20 protein-coding genes are annotated in these 24176 nt (G+C 36.5%); 11 read left to right on the top strand and 9 right to left on the bottom strand.

Annotation, left to right across the window (positions count from 1 at the left end; all coding sequences use genetic code 11):
- Positions 1-76 precede the first annotated feature (76 nt).
- From ACQ96U_RS11415 to ACQ96U_RS11405, 3 genes are all read left to right on the top strand, one after another.
- Complete coding sequence (locus tag ACQ96U_RS11415; RefSeq protein WP_431721374.1) at positions 77-1066, top strand: response regulator; 990 nt, start codon at positions 77-79, stop codon at positions 1064-1066.
- Positions 1066-2046: a ketopantoate reductase family protein gene (locus ACQ96U_RS11410; RefSeq protein ID WP_431721373.1), complete on the top strand. Its 981-nt coding sequence runs from the start codon at positions 1066-1068 to the stop codon at positions 2044-2046. The genes ACQ96U_RS11415 and ACQ96U_RS11410 overlap by 1 nt, the downstream gene beginning before the upstream one ends.
- Before the next feature lie 208 nt (positions 2047-2254).
- Positions 2255-4252, top strand: a complete 1998-nt coding sequence (locus tag ACQ96U_RS11405; RefSeq protein ID WP_431721372.1) for an ATP-binding protein — start codon at positions 2255-2257, stop codon at positions 4250-4252.
- Between the two features lie 30 nt (positions 4253-4282).
- On the opposite strand, the gene ACQ96U_RS11400 is transcribed toward ACQ96U_RS11405, so the two are convergent.
- The 3 genes from ACQ96U_RS11400 to ACQ96U_RS11390 all read right to left on the bottom strand — a co-directional run bounded on the left by ACQ96U_RS11400 (position 4283) and on the right by ACQ96U_RS11390 (position 8296).
- Positions 4283-5197 carry a hypothetical protein gene (locus tag ACQ96U_RS11400; RefSeq protein ID WP_431721371.1) on the bottom strand — a complete coding sequence of 305 codons (915 nt, stop codon included), beginning with the start codon at positions 5195-5197 and terminating at the stop codon, positions 4283-4285.
- Positions 5198-5216: 19 nt separating this feature from the next.
- A complete protein-coding gene (gene ampD / locus ACQ96U_RS11395) occupies positions 5217-5774 on the bottom strand; it encodes a 1,6-anhydro-N-acetylmuramyl-L-alanine amidase AmpD (protein ID WP_431721370.1) in 558 nt (185 codons plus the stop codon).
- Positions 5775-5896: 122 nt separating this feature from the next.
- Positions 5897-8296 (bottom strand): DUF1631 domain-containing protein, encoded by a 2400-nt coding sequence (locus ACQ96U_RS11390; RefSeq protein ID WP_431721369.1) that lies wholly within the window; start codon positions 8294-8296, stop codon positions 5897-5899.
- Positions 8297-8997: 701 nt separating this feature from the next.
- Here ACQ96U_RS11390 and ACQ96U_RS11385 point away from each other — a divergent pair.
- The 7 genes from ACQ96U_RS11385 to ACQ96U_RS11355 all read left to right on the top strand — a co-directional run bounded on the left by ACQ96U_RS11385 (position 8998) and on the right by ACQ96U_RS11355 (position 16501).
- The gene (locus ACQ96U_RS11385; RefSeq protein ID WP_431721368.1) at positions 8998-9516 is read left to right on the top strand and encodes a retropepsin-like aspartic protease family protein; all 519 of its coding nucleotides are present in this window, start codon (positions 8998-9000) and stop codon (positions 9514-9516) included.
- Between the two features lie 72 nt (positions 9517-9588).
- Positions 9589-10428, top strand: a complete 840-nt coding sequence (nadC, locus tag ACQ96U_RS11380) for a carboxylating nicotinate-nucleotide diphosphorylase (RefSeq protein WP_431721463.1) — start codon at positions 9589-9591, stop codon at positions 10426-10428.
- 203 nt (positions 10429-10631) lie between these two features.
- On the top strand, positions 10632-11642 hold the full coding sequence (gene galE / locus ACQ96U_RS11375) for a UDP-glucose 4-epimerase GalE (protein ID WP_431721367.1): 1011 nt from the start codon (positions 10632-10634) through the stop codon (positions 11640-11642).
- Between the two features lie 27 nt (positions 11643-11669).
- Positions 11670-12836 (top strand): glycosyltransferase family 4 protein, encoded by a 1167-nt coding sequence (locus ACQ96U_RS11370; protein WP_431721366.1) that lies wholly within the window; start codon positions 11670-11672, stop codon positions 12834-12836.
- Positions 12824-14668: an asparagine synthase (glutamine-hydrolyzing) gene (gene asnB / locus ACQ96U_RS11365; RefSeq protein WP_431721365.1), complete on the top strand. Its 1845-nt coding sequence runs from the start codon at positions 12824-12826 to the stop codon at positions 14666-14668. Before ACQ96U_RS11370 ends, asnB begins: the two co-directional genes overlap by 13 nt.
- Positions 14647-15714, top strand: a complete 1068-nt coding sequence (locus ACQ96U_RS11360; protein ID WP_431721364.1) for a glycosyltransferase family 4 protein — start codon at positions 14647-14649, stop codon at positions 15712-15714. The genes asnB and ACQ96U_RS11360 overlap by 22 nt, the downstream gene beginning before the upstream one ends.
- Positions 15707-16501 (top strand): class I SAM-dependent methyltransferase, encoded by a 795-nt coding sequence (locus tag ACQ96U_RS11355; protein WP_431721363.1) that lies wholly within the window; start codon positions 15707-15709, stop codon positions 16499-16501. The genes ACQ96U_RS11360 and ACQ96U_RS11355 overlap by 8 nt, the downstream gene beginning before the upstream one ends.
- On the opposite strand, the gene ACQ96U_RS11350 is transcribed toward ACQ96U_RS11355, so the two are convergent.
- The 6 genes from ACQ96U_RS11350 to ACQ96U_RS11325 are packed head-to-tail and all read right to left on the bottom strand — an operon-like array spanning position 16498 to position 22142.
- A complete protein-coding gene (locus ACQ96U_RS11350) occupies positions 16498-17514 on the bottom strand; it encodes an SGNH/GDSL hydrolase family protein (RefSeq protein WP_431721362.1) in 1017 nt (338 codons plus the stop codon). The two genes, ACQ96U_RS11355 and ACQ96U_RS11350, sit on opposite strands and share 4 nt — an antisense overlap.
- Before the next feature lie 49 nt (positions 17515-17563).
- On the bottom strand, positions 17564-18199 hold the full coding sequence (locus tag ACQ96U_RS11345; RefSeq protein WP_431721361.1) for a class I SAM-dependent methyltransferase: 636 nt from the start codon (positions 18197-18199) through the stop codon (positions 17564-17566).
- A 30-nt stretch (positions 18200-18229) separates the two neighbouring features.
- Positions 18230-18973 carry a TylF/MycF/NovP-related O-methyltransferase gene (locus ACQ96U_RS11340; RefSeq protein ID WP_431721360.1) on the bottom strand — a complete coding sequence of 248 codons (744 nt, stop codon included), beginning with the start codon at positions 18971-18973 and terminating at the stop codon, positions 18230-18232.
- A gap of 16 nt (positions 18974-18989) precedes the next feature.
- A complete protein-coding gene (locus ACQ96U_RS11335; protein WP_431721359.1) occupies positions 18990-19832 on the bottom strand; it encodes a glycosyltransferase family 2 protein in 843 nt (280 codons plus the stop codon).
- A gap of 12 nt (positions 19833-19844) precedes the next feature.
- The gene (locus ACQ96U_RS11330; RefSeq protein WP_431721358.1) at positions 19845-21644 is read right to left on the bottom strand and encodes a hypothetical protein; all 1800 of its coding nucleotides are present in this window, start codon (positions 21642-21644) and stop codon (positions 19845-19847) included.
- A gap of 48 nt (positions 21645-21692) precedes the next feature.
- Positions 21693-22142 (bottom strand): pilin, encoded by a 450-nt coding sequence (locus tag ACQ96U_RS11325; RefSeq protein ID WP_431721357.1) that lies wholly within the window; start codon positions 22140-22142, stop codon positions 21693-21695.
- A 312-nt stretch (positions 22143-22454) separates the two neighbouring features.
- Between ACQ96U_RS11325 and pilB the strand changes: the two genes are divergently transcribed.
- Positions 22455-24158 (top strand): type IV-A pilus assembly ATPase PilB, encoded by a 1704-nt coding sequence (pilB, locus tag ACQ96U_RS11320; protein ID WP_431721356.1) that lies wholly within the window; start codon positions 22455-22457, stop codon positions 24156-24158.
- The last annotated feature ends 18 nt before the right edge of the window (positions 24159-24176 follow it).

Genomic DNA, 24176 nt, shown 5'->3' with positions numbered 1-24176 from the left:
CTTAAGCTATTGTAAAACGAATGCTCAAGCGTTTTCTAAAGTAAACAACAATAAAGCGGTACATAAGAAGTATATTATGGCGAATCTGAATACCCCTATTCTTGTGGTCGATGATGCAAAGTTCAGTAGCATTATGATAGGACGCGCCTTAACGGCTGCCGGTTTCAAAGATATTCGTTTTGCCAGCAGTGCTAACGAAGCCTTAAAACAACTTGAAAAACGAGCCGCCAATATTTTGATTGCTGACTGGCTAATGCCTGAAATGGATGGGCTTGAACTTACGGATCAAGTGCGCATACTCGACAGTAATCTACATCACTTTACGTATGTCATGCTGCTTACAGCGAAGGAAGGTGTCAGTGCATTAAAAGAAGCATTTGACCGAGGAGTTGATGATTTCATCAATAAGTCCGTCATGAATGACCAGTTACTACCCAGAATTTACGCAGCTGACCGCATTTCCTCCATGCAAAACCGCTTATTAGAAGAAAATAAGCTGCTGACTGACAATATGAATGTGCTGGAAAAACGCAATCTGGTTGACCCTCTGACGGGGCTGGGTAATCTGCGTTACTGCCTGCAACGGTTGAGTGATGCCCTACGACATGTGGAGTCTCGTGAAGCAGCTTGCTGCTTACTCGTAGTCGCACTGCAAAACGGTAAAGACATTCAAGAAAAATATGGCTTAGCGATTTATCAAGAAATTATCCGTGGTATGGCACGCCGATTACACCAGCTGATCCGTCCAATGGATATTTTATCGCGAACAGGAGAAGAACAGTTTGCAGTCATTACAACGCATGATGATCTGGAAGCATTTAATGTCAAAGGTTTTAGGCGACTTCATGCGGGACTAAACCTGAAAGCATTTAAAACATCTGTCGGCTATTTGTCTATCAAAGTAGGCATCAGTATTTGTATAGCCGATAACAAACAGAAATTACCTACTCATGAACAAATTCTGGTTATTGCACGTAGCCAGTTAGCAAAGTCATTTGAAACCGGTATGATTACAGTTACACATTGGAAACCAGAGCTAATAGCCAATAAATCCTCTGGTACGTAATGACCAAAACAAATGTCCCCTCCTCCCCTGAGCATTTCCAGACTGCCCCTTGGTTTATATTAGGAGGTGGCGCTATGGGGTGCTTATGGGCCTATGACCTTGCACCAAACAGTATTATTCTGGTTAAGCCTGAGCGCTACCTTCAATATACAAATGACCCAAGTACTGCCCTAACAGCCACCAAACTCTCTTATCAAAAAACCTCCCAGAATATTCCCTGCATTCGTGAATGTCGACTCGCGAATATTCGAAGTTACTCATCACCTATTCTCAAGCTAATCGTCACCACAAAAGCACAAGATACATTAAGCGCCTTAACAGCTATTCAACACACCCTCCACCCTCAAGCTCATATATTACTGTTACAAAATGGCATGGGTAGCCAGCAGGCTGTAAAAGAGCAGTTCCCTATGCATACACTCTGGTGTGGCTCAACCACTCAAGGAGCTTATACTACAGACTTCCTGCATGTGGTTCATGCAGGGTTAGGCCAGACCACAATTGGTCCCTGGCATACCTCATCTGATACTCACCCGCATTTTTCTGCTATTTTTCAACAGCAATTAATAACATATGGTCAGCAAGTAACATTTATTAATGAAATTCAGCCTCTTCTATGGCAAAAACTTGCAATCAATGCTTGTATCAACGGCTTAACTGTTTTATTTGAATGTAAAAATGGCGAATTACTTACCAGCCCCAATCGACTAAAATGGGTAGAAAAACTTTGCCAAGAAACAGAGCAATTTTTAGATAACAAGCAAATAGCACTAACAACACCACTCTTTCAACATGTTTGCCATGTACTAAAACAAACTGCTGAAAATTACTCATCAACGTATATGGACGCTACCCACCAACGTCCAACAGAACTGATGTATATCAATGGTTTTATCCTATCAGAAGCAAAGCAGCTTGGGTTATTATTACCCTCACATACAGCATTAATGGTGCAGCTGGCACAAAAAGGCATCTTTTAAGACGTGAATTCAGCTAATAGGGACAAAAAAATTATCCATAGCAAAAGGCATTGCATATTTGAGCAACTATCCTACCTTGAAAAGCATCTTATGCGTTTTATGTTGTAAAATATCACAGTATACAAAAGCTGTTCATCGTAAATACATTAATAGTAAACAGCGCCTTTATATGGCAATAATGGTCTATTTTTCTAGGTATTTTTCATTTATGGCTAGTTTTCGCCGATACTTAGCAAATGACTCAATCAGCGGCAAGTTGCTCATGCTGCTGATTTCTGTAACGACCTCGTTAGTGCTTATTGCCTGTGGCGCACTGACCATCACCACCTATTTGATTTCACGAGAATACAACATCACCCAACCGTTACACCAAATTGAAGCATTATTTGGTAATCCTGTTTTAGTTGCATACCTCTTAGACTCTCCTCAGACAAGTCAAAGCTTTCTTGCCAATCTCAGCTCTCTCACTTCGTTACAATCAATCAATATACTTGACTCAAATAAACAGTTATTACTTTCGTTTCAAAATACGGAGAGCCAGCCAGAACTCAGTACCGAAAAAAGTCAGTTTATGGTTCATCTTCCTCAAAAACAACAAACAGTTACCCTGATACTTACCGCCAAGCCTTCACTATCCAATGTATTAGTACTTGCAATTCATATTGCCATTCTAGCGATAATAGCCACTGCCGGACTGGTTTGTATTTTAGCAATACGTCGAGTGAAGCATATAATTATTCACCCAATCCTCCATTTAATTGAGCAAGCCCATACTATCTCAGACTTTGAAAACTACAATGTACGAGCAACTAAGTTTAATAATGACGAACTTGGTATCTTAGCTACGGCATTCAATAAAATGCTCAACAAAATTCAAGCCCGAGATCAACAATTGATCAATGCCCGAGATCAAGCAGAAAAAGCCCGTCAGCAAGCACAGACCCTTGCCCTGGAAACCCAGCGCACAAATAAAAAACTGGCACTAGAAGTACAAGTACGCACACATATTGAGCAAAAACTGACAGACTTAAGAAAATATTTAAGTGATATTATCGACTCAATGCCTTCAGCACTGATCGCTATTGAACAATCCCAACATATTCAACAATGGAACAAACAAGCCTGTTTGCTCTTTGGTATTAGTGCAAATGATGCCTATGGTAAGTCGGTTTACCAGGTCATTACCTTTTTAGAAAAGTATCAGGATACGATTAACAAGGCTCTAGCTGTTAATCAAACACAAACTATTGAAAAAGTCGCTATAACACAACCCAGCCAGGAAATTCATTATTTCGATATTGTTGTTTACCCTCTTACCAGTTCACCAGAGATCAATGCCTCTTCGAAAAAAGGGGCTGTTATTCGGTTGGATGACATTACTCAACGACTGTTTATTGAAGAAGCCATAGTACAAAATGAAAAAATGATATCTGTTGGGGGACTCGCCGCAGGGATGGCTCATGAAATCAATAATCCTCTGGGTGGCATAGTGCACAGTGCGCAGAATATTCAACGACGCCTCTCCCCTAATTTAATAAAAAACCAAGCGCTAGCTGAAAAGTTACACATTGATATACAGTCGTTAAACCAGTATCTGGAAGAAAGAGGCATATCTCGCTTTTTGAGTAATATACAAGATGCCGGACAACGCGCATCAAAAATAGTCAATAATATGTTACAGTTCAGTCGAAGAAGTAACCGTGAGCTGCAACCTACTCAATTACACGCACTCATTACACGGACCCTTGAAATTGCTCATAGTGACTTGGCAATTAAACAAAGTATTGAGCTCAACACTATAAAAATCAGAACTTACTTTGACCCACAGTTGGATAAGATACCTTGTATTAGCAATGAAATTGAGCAAGTTTTATTAAACTTAATTAAAAATGCTGCCTATGCTATACACCAGCGCTCTCATCCGCTCACAGATGGATTGATAAACATAAAAACAGAACGAAAAGACCAGCAAGCACTCATTATCGTAGAAGATAACGGTGTGGGGATGACCGCCGATGTGAGAACCCGCATTTTTGAACCTTTTTTCACTACAAAAGAAGTGGGTTCAGGAACAGGTTTAGGATTATCAGTTTCCTATTTTATTATCACGAATAATCACAAAGGCAAAATGCAAGTTAGATCTACCCCCACTGAAGGCACACGGTTTACCATTAGCTTGCCTTTGGCAACATCAATTGCAGCATAAATTAATTTAGAACCTTCATTATTTTGATAGTCATGTTGATAAGCTAAAGTGCCAGCCTATGACAATAATCGCCAACCCAGTCCCCCACACCACCAGCGTCCTCATCAAAAGCTCCCGAATAGCCATAAGCTCTTCTACAGCAAGTTGTTGCTGTTCCTGCCACTCATTCAACTCTAAAAACTCCTCCAGATTCAGCGGTAAAGACAATGCTTGGAGTCCACATCGGGCTACAAATTCTCCTGGCTTTTCAGTCCAATGTGTCCAAATATGTCTTAACTCATGGTATGCACCTGCGAAATTTCCTGAAAGCGTAAATGAGGCTGCTAGCAGCCTGGCGGGTAACCACTCCAATAGATAAAGACAGTCCCAAGCAATTGAAGCTCGCGCCAAGGCAGGATTATGCTTTTCCATGTAGTCGATATACAGTGCATTAAGTCTATATAATAATGCAGCCCAAGGGCCAAGTAATACAAACCAAAAGACAACGGTTATTAACTGCTGAAGCGCATCATAAAACAGTTGACGCCTTAATAAGATGTATTGATTTTCTAGCCCAGTAATTTTTTGTTGCGCAAACTCTGGAAAAATTTGTTCGGTCCGAATAAAAAGTGTCTCAGGGTTAACCGTACGCATAATGGCTAACACGCGATCAAGCCGCTTAACAAATCCTTGCCGACCAAAACTATAAAGTAAAATCAGAACATTTAATAAAACTAAAGGGCCATTCCATAAAATATCTTCAAGCAGCCACGTTAAAGCCGCTAATAGGAGTAATGGAATACTCCAGGCAAGACACCAAATGCGAACATCAGGCACCAGCTTTACCTTAAGCCATCGCGTCAAAAAGCTTAACCAGAGAAAATACCAATGGTCATGATGGATAGACTCACGCCATCGTTTTAATTGACAACACCCAAAGGCAATAAATATTTCCAAGAAAAGCATCGTCGCCTCGCCAGTTTTATCATTCGTTTTTTTTCAGCAAGTGTTTATAAAACTTCCAGTCAAACGCAGGTCCAGGGTCCGTTTTCCGTGCTGGAGCAATGTCACTATGCCCAACTATTCTATCCAGAGAAATCGCAGGATAATAATTCATTAATACCTGTGTTATTTTAGCTAACTGCTGATACTGAATAATCTCATAAGGTTGATGATCTGTACCCTCTAGTTCAATACCTATCGAAAAATCATTACAGTTTTGTTGTCCCAAAAATGCAGACTCACCTGCATGCCATGCTCTTTTATTAAAACTAACAAATTGAAGTACTTCACCTTGTCGACTAATCAACAGATGAGCGGATACTTTTAAACCGGCGATTTGAGCAAAATAAGGGTGATCATTAGGATCAAGCTGATTAGTAAAGAATTGGTGGATATAGCCATTATTATACTGACCTGGCGGTAATGAAATATTATGAATAACAAGTAAGTCAATAATGACTGAGGCAGGACGGTTGTTATAGTTTGGGCTAGGACAAAACGTTGCGCCGTCAATTAACCCACTTTCAATTGTTTCAAACACAACAAAGCCACCACACATGATTAGACATCATGTGTTAGGCTATCATAAGCGAAACGAAGATTCTCTCAAATAAAACCGAAAAATATACACAACGTGTTTACTTCTAGCACCGTAACACGTTGTTACGCTTTCATTTTACGTAGGTTACCAATAACTGACTGAAGCGCGCGATCAAATAACAGATCATCATCTAGCAAGGTAATATTGCCGTTTTCAATATCTAAAGCCAAATCCAAGTGAGTCTTTTCAGCCACTTTGACTCCCGTACGGTTAACAAAAATATACTTACCATTAGGCTTGATATAAGCGGCTAACTTAGCACGATACCGGTTCTCGGTTGATTGACCAAACTCGACCCAACTACCCACTTTCAATCTTTCGAGTTTAGCTAAGCTTGCATCACTGACCAAAGGTTTTTGTTTATCCTGTAGTTTATTGTCTTCCTCCTTGATTTCCATGGCCGTCATATTGGCTGTTTGCACTTGCTCAAGTGACTGCCCACTTTCTACTGACGTCATTGCTTGCCCCTTTTCATTATTATCTTGAGCTTTTTCAGCTTCTTGCCTTGGGGACTCAGGCGCAGTGGGTAACTGTTTGGGAGCCTCTGAAACTGTAGGTTGTTTAGGCTGAGACGGGTCAGAGGTTACCGGACTTACTTCAGTTTCTTGCGTTGGTCGAGGAGTCCTCAGGCTTTTAATTTGCAAATTTCTAATCTGCACAAAAAGCTCTTTCATGTTGAAAGGATCATACGCAATACTGGTCAAACCTTCCTTGATCTTTTTCATTAAAGGAGGGACAAGTCTCAATAATTCTTTACGCTCTTCTACACGCTGATGTGGCGTAATACTCCATAACAATTGATCCATGGTCTTGATTGCATCCTGCCAAGTCTCTGACTTTTCACCTTCTTTAAGGTAAGCCAGAAACATAACCTTGCTCCAAGCATCATTCAGTAAGCTTGCCACAACCTCTGGAACATTTTCTTTAATCAATCGAGCTTGTATTGTCTTATCAACAGTATCTCTAGCAACTTCAGATCTTGCCTTACCTTCTTCAGCATCTTTTGTACGCTGCTCAAGAATGCCTGCACGATGACGCTCTTTTTCAAGAAAAAGATTAAAGTCATCAAGCAGTTCTTGAAAAAGATCCACATTATCAGTGAAGTCGTTAAGTACCCGCTGAACAATTTCGTCTGTTTTATTATAAAGTGCCTGCTGGGCCTGATCATCACGTTCATCGCACCCTAACGCGGCTGCAGCCATTTCATTCAGTAATTTTCTAGCCGGATGAGCCCCTTTACAAAATACGGCCTTATCAATGATTGCTACTTTCAGAATAGGAATTTGTAAGCGTCCAATGAGTGCCTTAAATTTCTCAGGTAAATTCCGGTCATCAAGGATGTACTCAAATACCAAAGATACCAGGTTAATCACATCCTCATTAACTTCGCCAAGTGACTTATGAGCTTGCTGCTGAACAAGCCCTCTCACCTGAACAGCAAGATCTGTATTCTGCATGTCATCCAAGCGACCAACCTGAAAAATAGGTTGATGTTGCAGCTGTGAAAGTGCAGACATAAGTTGCGCATGGTCGATTACAGGCTGATCAGATGAAGCCGCTGGCTGAGGATGATAGTGGCCTAATAATCCACGTAACTCACTGAAGAACTCCTGAGCAAGCTGGTACTCTGTTCCTCCATCCACCTCTGAGGCAGCAAAATCTGAACCTGCCCCACCTGTCGTTTCACTCCCTTGGGGCTGTGTCCTTCTAGAAGATGATAATGATGGCCGTTGACCAGTAGGTCGACGAACTGCATTTGCTGCAGTCAGGTGAGGCATGACCCCAGAGGTTTTCAATAAATTATTCGCATCACTGTAATACTTGTCTAGCTCACCAAGCACATACTTTTCAAAAAGCTTAAATATGACGAGCTTAATTTTAATTTCAGCATCAACCGATTTACACGCATGAACAAAAGCTGTGCAAAGGCTGTGAGGTCCTAACGGATTACTCTTATCATTTATAGTTTGTTGGGGGACTAAACTGTCAAGACGGAGTGTTAAGTGCATCAAGTTCATGCTGACATCATGATTGAGCACCTTAGAAACCATTGTTTCAACCGCAACAGCTTCTTCTAAATCATCATTTTGTACTAAGGAAAGTGCATCAGCACTAAAGCTATCATAAGCCAGAGTGGCAGACTGATCTTTTGTTTTGGCAAGTTGCGAGAAGTTACGTTTATACTCATCGTGAAATGTTGAAATGATAGAGGTACGCTTTAAACGTATTTCACGCATAGCTTCGAAAAATGCGTTTTGCTCTGCATTGCTCTCTGCTCGGTCAGCACGCTCAAATAACACATCATCAACATTTTCAAATAAGTTGCCTAATGCGCCACGAAGATGATTATTAAAGCTTTCAGCAAGCTGATTGAGAAGCGGTGAAAGTCTTGCATTCAATGCAGTTGAACCACCCTGATTAGAAATCTTACTTATCGGTACAACTTTAGACTCATGGTTCATATTCTGCATCTCCGTACTAAACCAAGCACTACTTTGAAATGATGCGTTGCTTACAGATTTGTTTCACTACATAAGCAAGTATACGTTATTAGCGCCACATTCCTTGAAGTATCCCATTCCCAACAAAGCAGGCTCATACCCTCCCGATAGATTCATTTCCCGGACTAATTAGGAGAAAAAAGTAAACTGCCTAGTCAATTATAGCGTTAATATTGTCGCAAAAAGATCACAAAAAGAAAATATTGGTGAATCAGTCACACTTTAATAGGTTTAGTGTCATTTTTATGTCTTTACTTATTTCTTATAAATCATCAAAATAAAACGTTTATTTTGATTTGCTATAACATTGTTTGATGAAAGGCTGAATGGAACAGATAAGAGCTCATTTAGCCTATAGATGACTCAAAAAAGAAAACACACAGATTCGCCCACTCAACAATATGACTCATTCATTACCACACATTTTTAATGCAATAAGCTATAAATAGATTAAATTATATTTCAACTTTATATACTGCGTTACTTGCCTTCCCTTATTACTCACCTCACCTAACCAGCCATAATCCCTTTTTTCTACTGATCTCACCAGCCAAAGATGACACTTCAACTGTAACTTCCGAGCCTCTGACCAGCGCATTTCATACTTACCTTCTTTTGTAATACTATAGAGTTCGTTTTTGAGGTGACACGAGAGCTTTTTGATGCAAACCAATCCCCATAGCAAGCTAGGCAAAGGCATGATGATTGCGGGCTGGACAATCGCTTTACTGGTATTGACATCTATCTTTGCCAGGTTTGAGTCGTCACAAAACAACCCAAACCAACAACTTGAAGTCACTCACGCCCCAAGTGGTGAAATACAAGTTTTCTTAAAACGAAATCGATATGGTCACTACGTGTTGTCTGGCAAGATAAATCAAAAAGATGTCACTTTTTTGGTTGACACTGGAGCCACGAACGTATCAGTCCCTGAAGCGATAGCAGATCAACTTGGCATGATCAAACAAGGCCAAGGCTATGTTCATACCGCAAATGGAAGGGCAAAAGTTTACTACTCAACCATTCAACAACTCACTATTGGCGATATTGAGCTTTATGATGTTCCTGCCAATATCAACCCGCATATGGATGATGAAGAAGTTCTACTGGGCATGAGTGCTCTTAAACACGTAGAATTTACTCAACAAGGCAACACCTTAATACTAAAAACGTCTTCATAAAGACATCATGTTTTTAGCTCGTTATACTTTTGCCCATACTTTCTACCCTTAACTAAATACCCTCAATTGGCTATGTACTCCAACCAACAATTGCAAGACAGTATTGACCAAATCACCACACTTGCCCTTGCTGAAGATATAGGCAATGGCGATATTACCGCTAGTCTCATTCCTGCCGATGAACATGCCACAGCCTCTATCATTTCACGTGAAAATGCTGTCATTTGTGGACGTCCATGGGTTGATGCTACATTTCAAAAAGTTGACTCGGCCATTAACATCCATTGGCAAGTGTGTGAGGGTGACCATGTTACGCCTAATCAGCAACTGCTTACTATAACGGGTCCCGCACGCAGCTTACTTACCGCAGAACGTACAGCGCTCAATTTTTTACAAACACTCTCTGGGACATCAACACGCTGCAACCACTATGCAAAACTGGTAGCTCACACTGAGGTGAAACTACTTGATACTCGAAAGACGCTTCCTGGCTTACGACTGGCACAAAAATATGCCGTAACCCAAGGTGGTTGCTTTAACCACCGCATAGGTTTGTACGATGCATTTCTTATAAAAGAAAACCACATTGCAGCCTGCGGCAGCATTACTGCAGCAATCAATAATGCACGCACTCTAAACTTAGGTAAAAACATTGAAATTGAAGTGGAAAACCTGGATGAGTTACATGAAGCGTTAGCTGCTCAAGCAGATATCATCATGCTGGATAACTTTTCAATTGATGACCTGAAACAAGCCGTATCAATCAATCAAAAGCAAGCGAAGCTTGAAGCCTCAGGAAATGTCAGCAAAGAAACCATTGTCAGCATTGCAGAAACAGGTGTTGACTATATATCCATCGGCGATCTGACCAAAAACTGCCAAGCTGTTGACCTATCTATGCGCTTTCAATGAGCTTCACAGACGACTAAACCCAACCCTCGTTGGGTTTAGCAAATGAACTATCCCAAATTTGAATATTTTCAATACCATCATTATTAGCGCTATTACTAATACTTGAGAAGTTCATTACTCTATACTCTTTCTAAAACCTTTTAATCATTTGTAAAGATAATGTTGGTATCACTCACTATTGGTTTAAATATAAAACGTTTCTTATGAAAAAAATTCTTGTTACTGGTGGCGCAGGATATATAGGCAGCCACACTTGTGTAGAGCTACTCAATGCAGACTATGATGTTGTCGTTGTCGATAATTTATGCAACAGTAGCAGTGAAGCACTTAATCGTGTTCAAAAAATTTGTAATAAAGAACTCACTTTTATCAAAGCAGATATTCGTGATAAAGAAAGTATGGAAAGAATCTTTAAAGAACACTCTTTCTATGCAGTGATACATTTCGCTGGCTTAAAAGCGGTAGGTGAATCAACTCAAATACCACTGACCTACTATGAAAACAACATCACTGGTACGCTGAATCTTATCCAGGTGATGCAAAAACATAAAGTTCATAACTTTGTTTTCAGTTCATCTGCAACAGTTTACGGTGATCCTGCAAGCCTTCCCATTACTGAAAACTTCCCCCTTTCAGCGACAAATCCCTATGGTCGCTCAAAACTCATGATTGAAGAAATTCTAAGAGATCTTTATCAAGCAGAGCGTCATTGGAATTTAATAATACTACGCTACTTTAACCCAGTGGGTGCACATAAGTCAGGGCTCATAGGGGAAGATCCACAAGGTATACCCAACAACTTAATGCCTTTTATTTCTCAAGTTGCTATTGGTAAGCGTGAAAAACTCCATGTCTTTGGCAATGACTATGACACTAAAGATGGCACAGGGGTAAGAGACTATATACATGTGGTCGACTTAGCCAGAGGCCATGTTAAGGCAATAGAAAAAATTCAGGAAAACCCTGGCTGCAAAGCCTATAATTTAGGCGTAGGCACAGGCTATAGTGTACTGGAAATGGTAAATGCATTTGCAAAAGCCAGCGGTAGGCCTGTCCCATACGATATTGTTGCAAGAAGACCTGGAGACATCGCAGCCTGTTACGCCAACCCCGACTTATCAGCCAAAGAATTGAACTGGAAAGCCGAGTTAGAATTGAAAGATATGGTAGAAGACACTTGGCGTTGGCAGGATAGGAATCCAGAAGGTTATTAAAAACATAAAAATCTTAGGTATTATCTATTGATATATGTCGGGTTTGTTACTACATCCTACCCATTATCAGAAAAGAGCAACAGCGGTATTTTTACCAAAAAATTAGCTGATGCTCTTATAAAACAAGGCTGTAGTGTAACAATTGTTACTCCAGCAGATTCTTCTACAAACCCGAAACAACTCCCAAAAAATATACTACTTATAAAATACGCACCTTCATTCCTTAGAAAATTGTGCCACAATCCAGGAGGGATTCCTGCAGCCCTTAAACAAAACAAGTTTAATTATTTATTACTTCCCTTTCTAATAGCAGGCATTTTTTTCTCGTCAATTAAAGTTGCAAAGCAGGTAGATATCATACATGCTAACTGGGCAATTAATGGATTTTTATGTGGTATTTCCGCCTTTATTTTAAGGAAGCCTTGTATTACAACAGTACGAGGCGAAGACGTCAATCAAATAACTGAGTCAAAAATTCATTATTTAATCGTACTATTATGCTTATTACTCAGCAGCAAGGTTGTATGTATTAGCAAAAATTTATTAAGAAAAATAGAAAATAGTTATCCCAAATATAACAAAAAACTAGTTTGCATTCAGAATGGTATTGATAACAGTTTTTTTCAACCAATAAAACTCATAGATACTAGCAAAAAAATTCAGCTACTCACAGTTTCTAGTTTAACTACTTTAAAACAAGTTAATATTATACTTGAAGCTGTTAGTCTTACAAGAAATGATATCTTTTTAACTATAGTTGGTAGTGGTCCTGAGGAAGATAATCTAAAAAAACTTAGCAAACGACTAAATATTGAGAGTAAAGTCAAATTTGAAGGTGTTATTAACCATGACCAACTAGCTAGCTTTTACAAAAAAGCAGATATATTTATTCTAGCAAGTAAGCGTGAAGGCAGACCAAATGTAATTATTGAAGCGCTTGCATCAGGGAAAGTCGTAATTGCGAACCAAATAGAAGGGATAGAAGATATAATAACAAATGATCAAAATGGGATTCTTTTCAAGTATAATAGTGTCGAAGATTTAAATAATAAAATTGATTTTATTATTTCAAACAAAAAACTTGCTCATACTTTACAAAAGAATGCCGTAAGTAATCTTAAGAAAAAAAGACTAAATTGGGCAAATACCGCAGATCAATACATAAGTTTATATAGACAATTATGTGCGGTATAATTTTTGCCTATAACCCTAACGAAAGCAATTATGACCTAAAATATCGCGTTCAGTCCTCTCTACGCCAACTGCATCACCGAGGCCCTGATGAACAGAATATTATTCATGCTGATGCTTTCCTAGGACATACAAGACTTTCAATTATTGACTTAAGTGATAGCCACCAGCCTATGGTCGATCCCCATAACAGGTTTTTCCTAACTTATAATGGAGAAATATATAATTATAAAGCCCTAAGAAAGTACCTTGAAAGTGACTGGATATTTAAAACGCAAGGAGATACCGAAGTTTTACTTGCTGGGCTAGTAACTCATGGAGAAAAGTTCATTAACCAACTTGAGGGTATGTGGGCTTTCATATTATGGGACTCATTAGAAAAAAAAGTTCTTTTATCTCGTGATAGAATCGGAAAGAAACCACTCTACTATTTTGCTGAGCAAAATAAAATTTTCGCCACATCAGAGCTACCAGCACTTCTAAAATTAATAGACTTCACTCCTCAAGAAGATATGGAGTGTACAATTGACTACTTCAAATATGGTTACTACCTTCCTGGATACACTACCTATAAAAATATCTTCGAGATACTACCAGGTCATTATGCTATATGGTATCCCCAAAAGGAAATAGTAAAAAATCAGTATTGGAGTATTAACTACTCAACTATAGAAAAAAAACAAACCTATGATAATACTAGTAAGCTTAAATCTCTTTTAACTGAGTCTGTAAGAAAAAGAATGATCTCTGATGTACCTATTGGAGCTTTTCTATCTGGTGGATTAGACTCATCTATTATTTGCTCAATCATCACAAACTATCTCAAGAAAGATTTAAAGACTTTTTCAATTGGTTTTAAAGAAAAGTCGTTCGACGAAAGAAAGTATTCTACGCTAGTAAGTAATTACTTAAACACTGAACACCATTTAAAAGTAATCAAGTCATTAAATCATGAAAGTATTAAGATACTAATTAACGAACATATAGGTCAGCCCTTCTTTGACGCATCAATAATACCAACAGCTGAAGTATCGAAACTTGCAGCCTCTCAGGTGAAGGTGATTCTTAGTGGTGATGGTGCTGATGAACTTTTTTCAGGTTACCAACGATACCAGGCAAGAGTTATATTACAATGGTATAGCTGTTTACCTCCTTACCTTAAAAGAAACACAGAAAAAGTAATAGCGTTATTACCATCACCATTAGCACACCATAGTAGAAGTATTATAAAAAAAACCAAGCTATTTATTGAAACACTAAATCGCCAAAATGATGAAACACCGTATATTGGCTCAAGACTTTTCACAAACCTAGAAATCAAACACTTACTAGGTACAAAAAATTTAGATAGTAAAGATAAATACTTTTTCAACTTCTCATGCGGTTATGATGATATACATACCATGATGTTTATGGACTCTCTAGTCTACCTACCACAAGATATTCTTCTTAAGGTCGACCGAGCAACAATGGCTAATTCAATTGAAGCAAGATGTCCATTTTTAGATCACACGATTATTGATTTTGCATTCAGAACACATATAAAATCACATAGATCCTTACTCTCAGGAAAAAAAATCCTCAAATCAAATTTCAAACATGATTTACCACAAGCTATCTTTACTAGAAGAAAGCAAGGTTTTGGCTCTCCAGTTAGCTATTGGTTTAAATCAAGCCTAGGATCTGAATTAAGTAAAATGTTACAAACAAATAGTGTTATTAATAGTCAATTTGCTGACCAAATGATAAATAGGCATAAATTAGGTCAAGTAGACTATGGCATAAGACTCTGGGCAATCTACACTTACTTATTATGGAAAAATTTTCATTTTTAACTAGCTACTATAAGCCAAAGCCTGGAGGACTTTGCAAAAGGTATTTTAGAGCAATCAACGCCCTTCTTGATAGAGGGCATACTGTGCATTATATTTCAACTGAACCCTTTCCAATATCACACTGCAACTTATTTTTCCATAAGATACCATATAAGTTCAACACTAGTGGTTTTTTATTTTGGGTCTATTTCACTATTAATACTGTCGCATATTCAATAATTATAACTAACAAGTACTCAATTAATAAATTTTTATCATTCCATTATTACTATACATTACTATTTAAACCAGCCACCAATCTATTCAAAAAAGAAAGTCATTTATTTATAAGGGCCGACTCAATAACAAATAATAGAATACTTAACAAATCTAAACTATTAATTTATTTTGAAAAGTTATTAGAAGGTCTATCTATTCACAATTCATTCATATACCCTGTATCTAAAACACTTGAAAAAAATATAATCAACAGACACAAAATTTTAAAGCCTTTATACTCACAAGTACTTTATAATGAAATCAAAGCACCTTGTTATCAAAGCAAAGTACTCAGTAACACTATAAGGTTTTGTTTTGTTGGCATATTAGAACCTAGAAAGCAACCATTAATGCTTATCGATATATTTAACACTTTACAAAAAGAAAACTGTATTCTCAACATCTATGGAAAAGGTCCCTTAGAAAGTCTTGTTAAATTATCCATCAAAAATACGAAAATAATTTTTCATGGCTGGGTAAACTCTAATAATATTTGGCTGAATAACGACATCCTTCTTCATCCATCACTCCATGAAGGGTGTCCTAATTCCGTACTTGAAGCAATATCAAATAATACATTAGTCATCGCTTCAGATATTGAAGAACACAGGGAAATCCTCCCTAAAGAACAACTCATACCAAATCAAAGTTTTTTTTGGAAAAAAGTTATTTTACAACTAACAAATAACAGGTTAAATATTTCACAACAAACTAAAAAATCTTCCTTCCTTAACTTTGACTGGGAATACACTATCTCCTCAATCCTCACGGAGAATCAAAATGTTTGACTTTGGAGAAAACTGGCAAAACTTTTCAAAAAATACTAATCCAGTCAGAATTAAAAACGCAGAAAATTCACTAAAACAAAAATTAAATCTAGGCAATATGAGTGGCCTGACATTTTTAGATATTGGGTGTGGTAGTGGCATTTTTAGCTTAGCAGCCTATAATCTAGGAGCAACAGTCACTTCAATAGACATCAATAAAAAGTGTATTGAGTGCACAAAAATTTTAAAGGAAAAATACTCTAATAAAAACCAAAATTGGGTTATAAAGCAAGCAGACTTTACTAATAGTGAAGTCGTCAAACTTATTACTCCACACGATATCATATACTGTTGGGGTGTATTACATCATACGGGTAAAATGTGGGAGTGTTTTGAGAAGCTATTTTCATTAGCTAAAAATGATAGTCTGCTATATATAGCTATCTATAACGACCAAGGATTTATCTCCAACATATGGAAAAAAATAAAAATCGCTTACAATAGCAACACTTTTTCAAAATACACAATAATTTTCACATTGCTTCCAATTCAAGCTATTTTACTAATAGCAAAAGGATCTTTGAAACACTTTAGTCCTTTTTACTATATTAAGGATTCAAACAATCCAAGAGGAATGAATTTTTACTATGATTTTATTGATTGGGTTGGTGGTTTCCCCTTTGAAGTAGCAACCCCAAAAGAAGTATTACTTTTTAGTAAAAAAAATATGTTTGAGATAACTAACCAGTATCTCACTAATGGATCTGGATGCAATGAGTATATATTAAAAAAAATTATGAGGAACTAGTAATTCAATAAAAATTTTGCCAGCTTTTCGCCATAAATTTTATTTAACTCAGCAGATGGATGTCCATCAAGAATATTAACAGCTAAATTTTTATTATTTAAATTATTTATAATTTCCTCTTCATGATTATACACTATAAAACCCATTTTTTTTGCTAATTCCTCCGCTTGACGGTACCATTTTAAGAACAATTGAAGATCATTGTTTGGTGATGCATAGTTTGTTGGCTTGTCCGTGTATGTACCTTGATTTAGGATAGCAAAGACTGGAGGAGGCAAGCTTAATGAGTCTGAAATATTTTTTATATCAATAAGTGATTTTTCAAAAAGAGTCCACTCTTGAGATGTTATATTATATGTTCTATCAAGAGCATCTTGCCAATTTGGAATTATCCCGAACTTCTCTGCAGATTTGTAAAATAATTTTTTAAATATCTCACCGATATACCTTAAACCATATTTTCTTAGCTTATTAGAAAATGAATGTACTAAATACCCCCATTTTTTGTATAGCTCATGCCTTTCTTGACTAAAATTCTGGCTTCTAGGTTGAGTATCATTCAAACAAAAACCGACTACTATCAAATTAGGATCAACAACTTTATGAAACTTGTTTAGAATGTTTCTTTCATGAAAAGTTGAAGCACTCGATAGTCCAAAGTTTAGTATTTCATATTTTTTATTATTATTATTTTTTATATTTATAATTCTTTGTGCTACTTCTGTGTATCTTTCATTTTCTGAAAGCCCTGCCCCCCACGTTAAAGAATCACCTAAAACCATCACTCTAATAGTTCCTTTAGATTTAGGTATATTAAAGTTATCATCTCTAAATCCAAATTTATTTATTTTCACTTTATGACCCCATGTATAATAACCATCTTCATAAAATCCATTTTTTGGCAAGTCTGAATAAGGACTCAGCAATAACTCAAAACAATATAAAACCAAAACAATCCCAAAAAAATTTACTAGAATTATAACAGCAATCTTTTTTACTTTTTTAAAAAACATTTAGAGCTACACTCCTATTAGTCCTTCCCCCTTACCAAACACATTTTTTTTACTTTTGCAGAACCAACAATAGGTCTTTTTCAAAATATTTTCTTTTTATTCTGTAAGCCCCAGAAATATAAAAAATGGAAGCTAGCAACCCTAACTCTTCTAATAAATGAAAATTTGTTTTTATCTTTTTAACTACTTTAAAACTTTCATATCGTTGTATTATAGATAATATTTCTTTATCATTATAGGATACTTGATGCCCAAACCTATGAAATCTTGATCCACAGCTAGGACAAATACAAATACTATCCATAAGGCGCTCATTATAAGGTATATTTATAATCCAAAAACCTCCCTGTTTTAAACACTCACTTACACAACAAACCATTTTACCAAAATCATCTTTACTAAGGTGTTCAACTATGTCAAGGGAAAGAACAGTATCAAATTTATGATCAAATTTAAAGCATGTGGCATCACCTTTAATTATATTGCACTCAGGATTTTCAACCAAATCCAAACCAATAGCATCCTTACCTTTTTCATTTAAAATACGTAAAAAAGCTCCACTTCCAGCACCAACATCAAGAGTTTTCGCGCCAATATATTTCCTTACCTTTTTATAAACTGAAAAAGAAACAATATCACCTTTATAAACTATTCTACTGGCATTTTCAAAAAAAAAATTATTCATTCTAAGCTGACCAATCCATAACAAAAAAATTTAATCAGAAACTTTTATTCCCTTAATAAAGAAACCACCACCACAATTTAAAGAAATCATTTTTTCTATTTTGTCGGCCAAATAATCATCTATAGCTTTTGTGGCGCCAGGACATTTAGATATCCCATAATCATCACATACTAAGACCCCCCCTTTATTAAGCCTACTATAGAAAAAATCAATACTATCATATGTTGGCTGATATAGATCAACATCTATGTGTACAAATGAAAAAGTCTCTTTCTCTAAAGAATAAAATTTATCAGGAATCCATGACTTAAATATTTTATAGTTTTCAAATTCATTCAGAGAAGTCATGAGTTTATTCTCTTCAGAGCAAAGATCACCTTCTTGCCAATAAACTCCATCTTCAATACCAGGCTCTGATAAGCCTTCAAATGAGTCAAATATATAATGAGTCTTATCAATACATCTACTCTTATTAAATTTACATACTAAATATGAAGAAGCTCCTTTATAGGCTCCACACTCTACAGTATTACCTGGAATACTTACAGTTAATCGTAACAATTCACTCAACATCCATCGTCTATCTGTATTATTCTTTTTTCTCTCTCCAAATTTATCAAGATAATCGTTAAACTCTTCATTTTCCCACCAATATAATTGAGGCCACATAAACCTATATTTAGGAAAAACTATTTTTGCTATCACCTTAAGAAGCTCAAATCTAATTTCTTCTAGTGTATACCTTGTTAATAATACTTTAATCTTTTCTATCACTATTACTCCTATCTTTCTATCGTTTCCGATACATCATTGAAGTAATTTGCTCAGAAACCAACCCAACCAGAAATATTAAAACCCCATTACCAATTAACAATAATCCCATATTAGTGAATGCATTTTGGGTCCAGAAGGTATACAAATAATACATTAAACCTAACATTATATGAGCAATACTTAGTGGAAAAAAAATTTTTAGCGGTGAGTATAATGTACATATTTTGAATATAATTAACAAGAATTTAACACCATCTTGGTATATCTTTATATGACTTTTACCATTTCTTTGTTTAACTTTAACATACTCATAACCAACAGAATAACCAGCTCTAAAAAATGCAATTGTAGCCGTTGTTGGGTAAGAAAAACCATTAGGATACAGGTCGATAAATTCTTTCATTTTTTCTGTATTTGCAACCCTAAACCCCGATGTCAAATCTTTAATTTTATGACCTACAATCCATGAACTGAGTTTATTATACAAAGAATTAGCTAACCGCCTAAAAATTGTTGCATGATCTTTTGAAGATCTAGCACCAACAACCATGTCATAACCTTGTTCTATTTTATTTATTAGTTTATTTATCTCTTCTGGGTCATGCTGACCATCAGCATCCATTAATATTACATGCTTAGTTTTGACCAACCTTAGACCTGATTTTATCGAAGCTCCATTACCTTTTGTGTATGCATGAACAACCTCTTTCACTTGATTCTCTTTACATATTTCTGAGGTTTTATCTATAGATGCATCATTTATAACAATAATTTCATTTGTTATATTTTTTATTCTTGGCAGAAGTTTAGCTAGTGAATTCCCTTCATTTTTACATGGCAATATAACAGTTAAATTCATTACCACCTCTACTCAAAAAAGATTATATCTATCATACGCCTTTACCTTCATTTTATAATACTGTGCTTTATCGATATCACCATACTCATACAAATATTTATGCAAGTGAAGATATGCATTTATATTTTGCACATCCAACTCACTTGCTTTTAAAGAAACAGCTATTGCCATATCTATTTTATTTTCTGAATAATATTTTTTCGACAACCTCAATAGAAGCTCACTTTTTTTTGTATTATTCAAACTTTGATTGCTATATAAAGCATCAAATATTTGTTTATATTTACCATCTTCTATAACACATTCAACCTTAACAATACATTCAGTCAAATTATAGAACGAATTAATTGATGACTGATCTATTTTATTTAATGTTGCGATACCCATTATTTTTTCAAAACTTTCATCAAAAAAATATTTTTTCGATCTAGACTCAAAAATAATCTGATCAAAATAAGGTGACAACCCTGAATTATACGATTTTTTTGCTCTATTAAAAAAATATCTTACTAAGTCTGCGTATTTTTCTTTAACCACTCCTTCAGCTTGATCATATTCCGCCACATAAATATGTGCCGCATACATATTTTGCCTTAAGGAATTATCTTTTCTGTAAGCTTTTTTTAAAATAGCTTCAATCTCCCCCCCCCAATATTTGCTGTATGAATAAGTTGACATTGATAAAAATACAATATATGAAGAAATTACAATTAGCCTACCACTTAAACTTGCTTTTTTATATAAAGCCATAAATGAGATAACTATGCCAACTGAAGGGAAATAATTTCTGTGTTCAAAAGCTAATTCTAGTGGCAAAATAGTTGACTCTATCGAGTGACCTAACAAAAACCAAGCCACACCAAAGCTAACTAACGTTTTATTTTTAATTAGACAGAATAAAAATACCACCAATAAAACTAATAACGAAACTAGTGTTGTCAATGGTCTAAAAATACTTTCGGAAGGTACTACATCATCATGATATAGTGAGAGCTCATTATAGTCAGGAATAATTATACTTTTTAAGTATAAAAAAATTATTCTTGACTGAGTTATAATTCTTTCATATGGGGTGTATACTCTTGCATCATAACCTGAAAAAAAATACTCGTAATTTATAATGAATAAAATTGACACTACTAAAAACAATACGAGCATAGCTTTATAAAGATCACCTTTAAAAACCCAGTCATAAAAAAAAATAACGGCAAGAGCGACCAGCGAATTTTCTTTACACAAAAAACCTAAAAAAACACAGAAAAACATTAAAAATATACGCCAAACACCTCGACGTTCATTATAATTAAAATATATTAGTATTGACAAAATAGAGAAAAAGAAACTTAACAATGTCATTCTTTGCACAATATAGGCTACAGCAGAAACATTAATGGGCAGTATCCCCCATATCAAAGACATTATTACTAGCTCACAACTATTCAAGTTTAACAAATAAACAGTTGAAATTTTCTTTAAAACCAAATAAACCAATACCATGTTTATCAGATGGATGAGTAAATTTATCACTCTTTGGACTGTTGAGTCTCCACCTGAAAGCTTGTAATCTAAATATAGTGACGCCATTGCTAAAGGACGGTTAAAATCCATATAAAAATTACTGAATGCAGCTTTGCGAATAGACTCAATGGTTATAATACTATTGTGATTGAAGAATGGATTTTTTGTGATATTTGCATAATCATCAAATAAATAACCACCTTTAAAGGAAGGAGAATAAGAAAGCACTATTATAGTAAAGGCAACTATAACTGCTCCTACAGTTTTTAAATTATAACTCTGAATTATACTCATTTTGCTTATTTTCTAACGGCCTTTTGGCCGTTAGAAAATTTTAATGATCTACGAGTCACGGCATGAAGCTGGCAAATATTTTGGATCTACACCACCCGAACTAAGTGACTTACAATCCCATTGCACTTTTGCACTACTTCCAGTACCTTCAAGTACAAAGGACTGATCATCTGCTGTATCCCCCCCCATAGCTTTAATATCTACTGTAATAGTAACTTTAGAGACACTATTCCAAGTCATAGCAATATCACTTACATAATCACTATCTATAGTAGTTGTAAATCCAGCAGCTGCTGCAGTACGAGGCATAGATCCTTGAGACAAATAGAATTCAGAAACTGACATTTTTGCTGGTGTCAAAGCCAACACAGCTTCAGACATTTTTGCTCTAACCGTATAATCCTGATAGGCAGGTATAGCTACCGCCGCCAAAATACCAATGATCGCAACAACGATCATCAATTCAATTAACGTAAAACCTTGTTGCATTTTTTTCATGTGAAGCTCCTCCGATCAAATCCTATTCACTTGAATAGTCATAGTACGGATGTGAGAGCAATGCCAATGCCAATTTGTTTAGTTAGTATGCACTCACTTAATTAGCATTAATATACTGTATCTTTCTGAAAACTTAACACGATAACTAATACAGATTGATGTCAGGATCAATTTTAAACAGTTACCTTTATCACCACTTAGTGACAAAATTTGTCACATACTTTATGTTAATTATATCTCTTTTATAGATTGCTACTTTTCAATCTATACTTTGCGTATCCTTCATCAACTAGACACAGTAGTAACTATTTCATGTCCAGAATCATGCTCACCGGTCTTGCCAAAAGACTTGTTGATGACAAACTGCTTGACGAAGAAACAGCACGAAATGCTTACCAAGAAGCTTCAAAGCAGAAAATTCCTTTTGTGACCCATTTGGTTCAATCTGATTTTGTCAAACCATTGGATGTTGCACGATTGGCTTCTGAGGAGTTTGGCTCCCCCCTGATGGATTTGAATAGCTTTGACTTTGAGCTTGCGCCAAAAGATGTTGTTGATGAAAAACTCATTCGTAAACACCATACGATTCCTCTATACAAACGAGGAACAAGACTTTTTATTGCCGTATCAGATCCTACGAATTTAGCGGCTCTTGATGAAATTCGCTTTAACACAGGTCTCAACATCGATTCAGTGTTGGTTGAAGAAGATAAGCTTAATACCGCTATCGAGAAGTTTCTTGATACCACAGATGATGGCTTATCCGATCTTGATGATGAAGGTTTAGAAGACCTTGATATTAGTGCAGTTGATGAAGACAAGGAAGAAGGTGGCCCTGTCGCCAGCGAAGCTGATGATGCTCCTGTTGTGAAATTTGTAAACAAGATGCTGCTGTCAGCCATTAAAGGGGGATCATCAGATTTACACTTTGAACCTTATGAAAAAACGTATCGGGTACGTTTTCGTACTGATGGTGTGCTACATGAAGCGGCTAGACCCCCTATCAGCTTAGCCCCACGGATATCTTCACGCTTAAAAATAATGTCCTCAATGGATATTTCTGAGCGCCGTAAACCTCAAGATGGTCGTATCAAAATGCGGCTATCCAAGACCAAGTCCATAGATTTCAGAGTGAATACCTGTCCAACCCTATGGGGTGAAAAAATAGTATTGCGTATCCTTGACCCAACCAGTGCGCAAATGGGGATTGACAGCCTTGGTTATGAGGAAGCGCAGAAAGAGCTTTATATGGCTGCCCTGATGCAACCTCAAGGTATGATTTTGGTCACGGGACCCACAGGTAGTGGTAAAACAGTATCACTGTATACTGGTCTTAACATTCTCAATACCGTAGAGCGCAACATCTCCACAGCAGAGGACCCTGTAGAAATCAACCTTGAAGGTATCAACCAGGTTAATGTCAATCCCAAACAAGGTATGGACTTTGCCCAAGCGTTGCGTGCCTTCTTACGTCAAGACCCAGATATTATCATGGTGGGAGAGATCCGGGATATTGAAACAGCTTCTATCGCAATAAAAGCGGCTCAAACAGGTCACATGGTAATGTCTACACTACACACTAACAGTGCAGCCGAAACCTTAACCCGTTTACTTAATATGGGGGTTCCCGCTTTTAACCTTGCCACGACGGTTAACTTAATCATTGCACAACGTCTTGCCAGAAGACTGTGCAGTAACTGTAAACAGACTGTTGAAGTGCCTGAAAAAACTCTTCTTGAAGAGGGGTTTACGCCAGAACAGGCTAAATCTGCCGTGCTTTATGGCCCCAAAGGCTGTGAAAAGTGTAATAAAGGTTATAAAGGGCGTGTCGGTATTTACGAGGTGGTAAAAATTACTCCAGCCTTATCAAGAATCATTATGGAAGAAGGTAATTCCATACAAATTGCGGAAGTTGCCGATAAAGAAGGCTTTAGCAATCTGCGTAAATCTGGACTCGTAAAAGCACTACAAGGTGTTACCAGCCTGGAAGAGGTCAACCGAGTTACTAAAGATTAAACAATCTATCAATAAAAA

The sequence above is a fragment of the Zooshikella sp. RANM57 genome (assembly GCF_050749885.1).
GTDB lineage: Bacteria > Pseudomonadota > Gammaproteobacteria > Pseudomonadales > Zooshikellaceae > Zooshikella.
The sequence above is the reverse complement of the archived record's forward strand: the minus strand, read 5'-3'. Positions and strand labels throughout refer to the sequence as shown.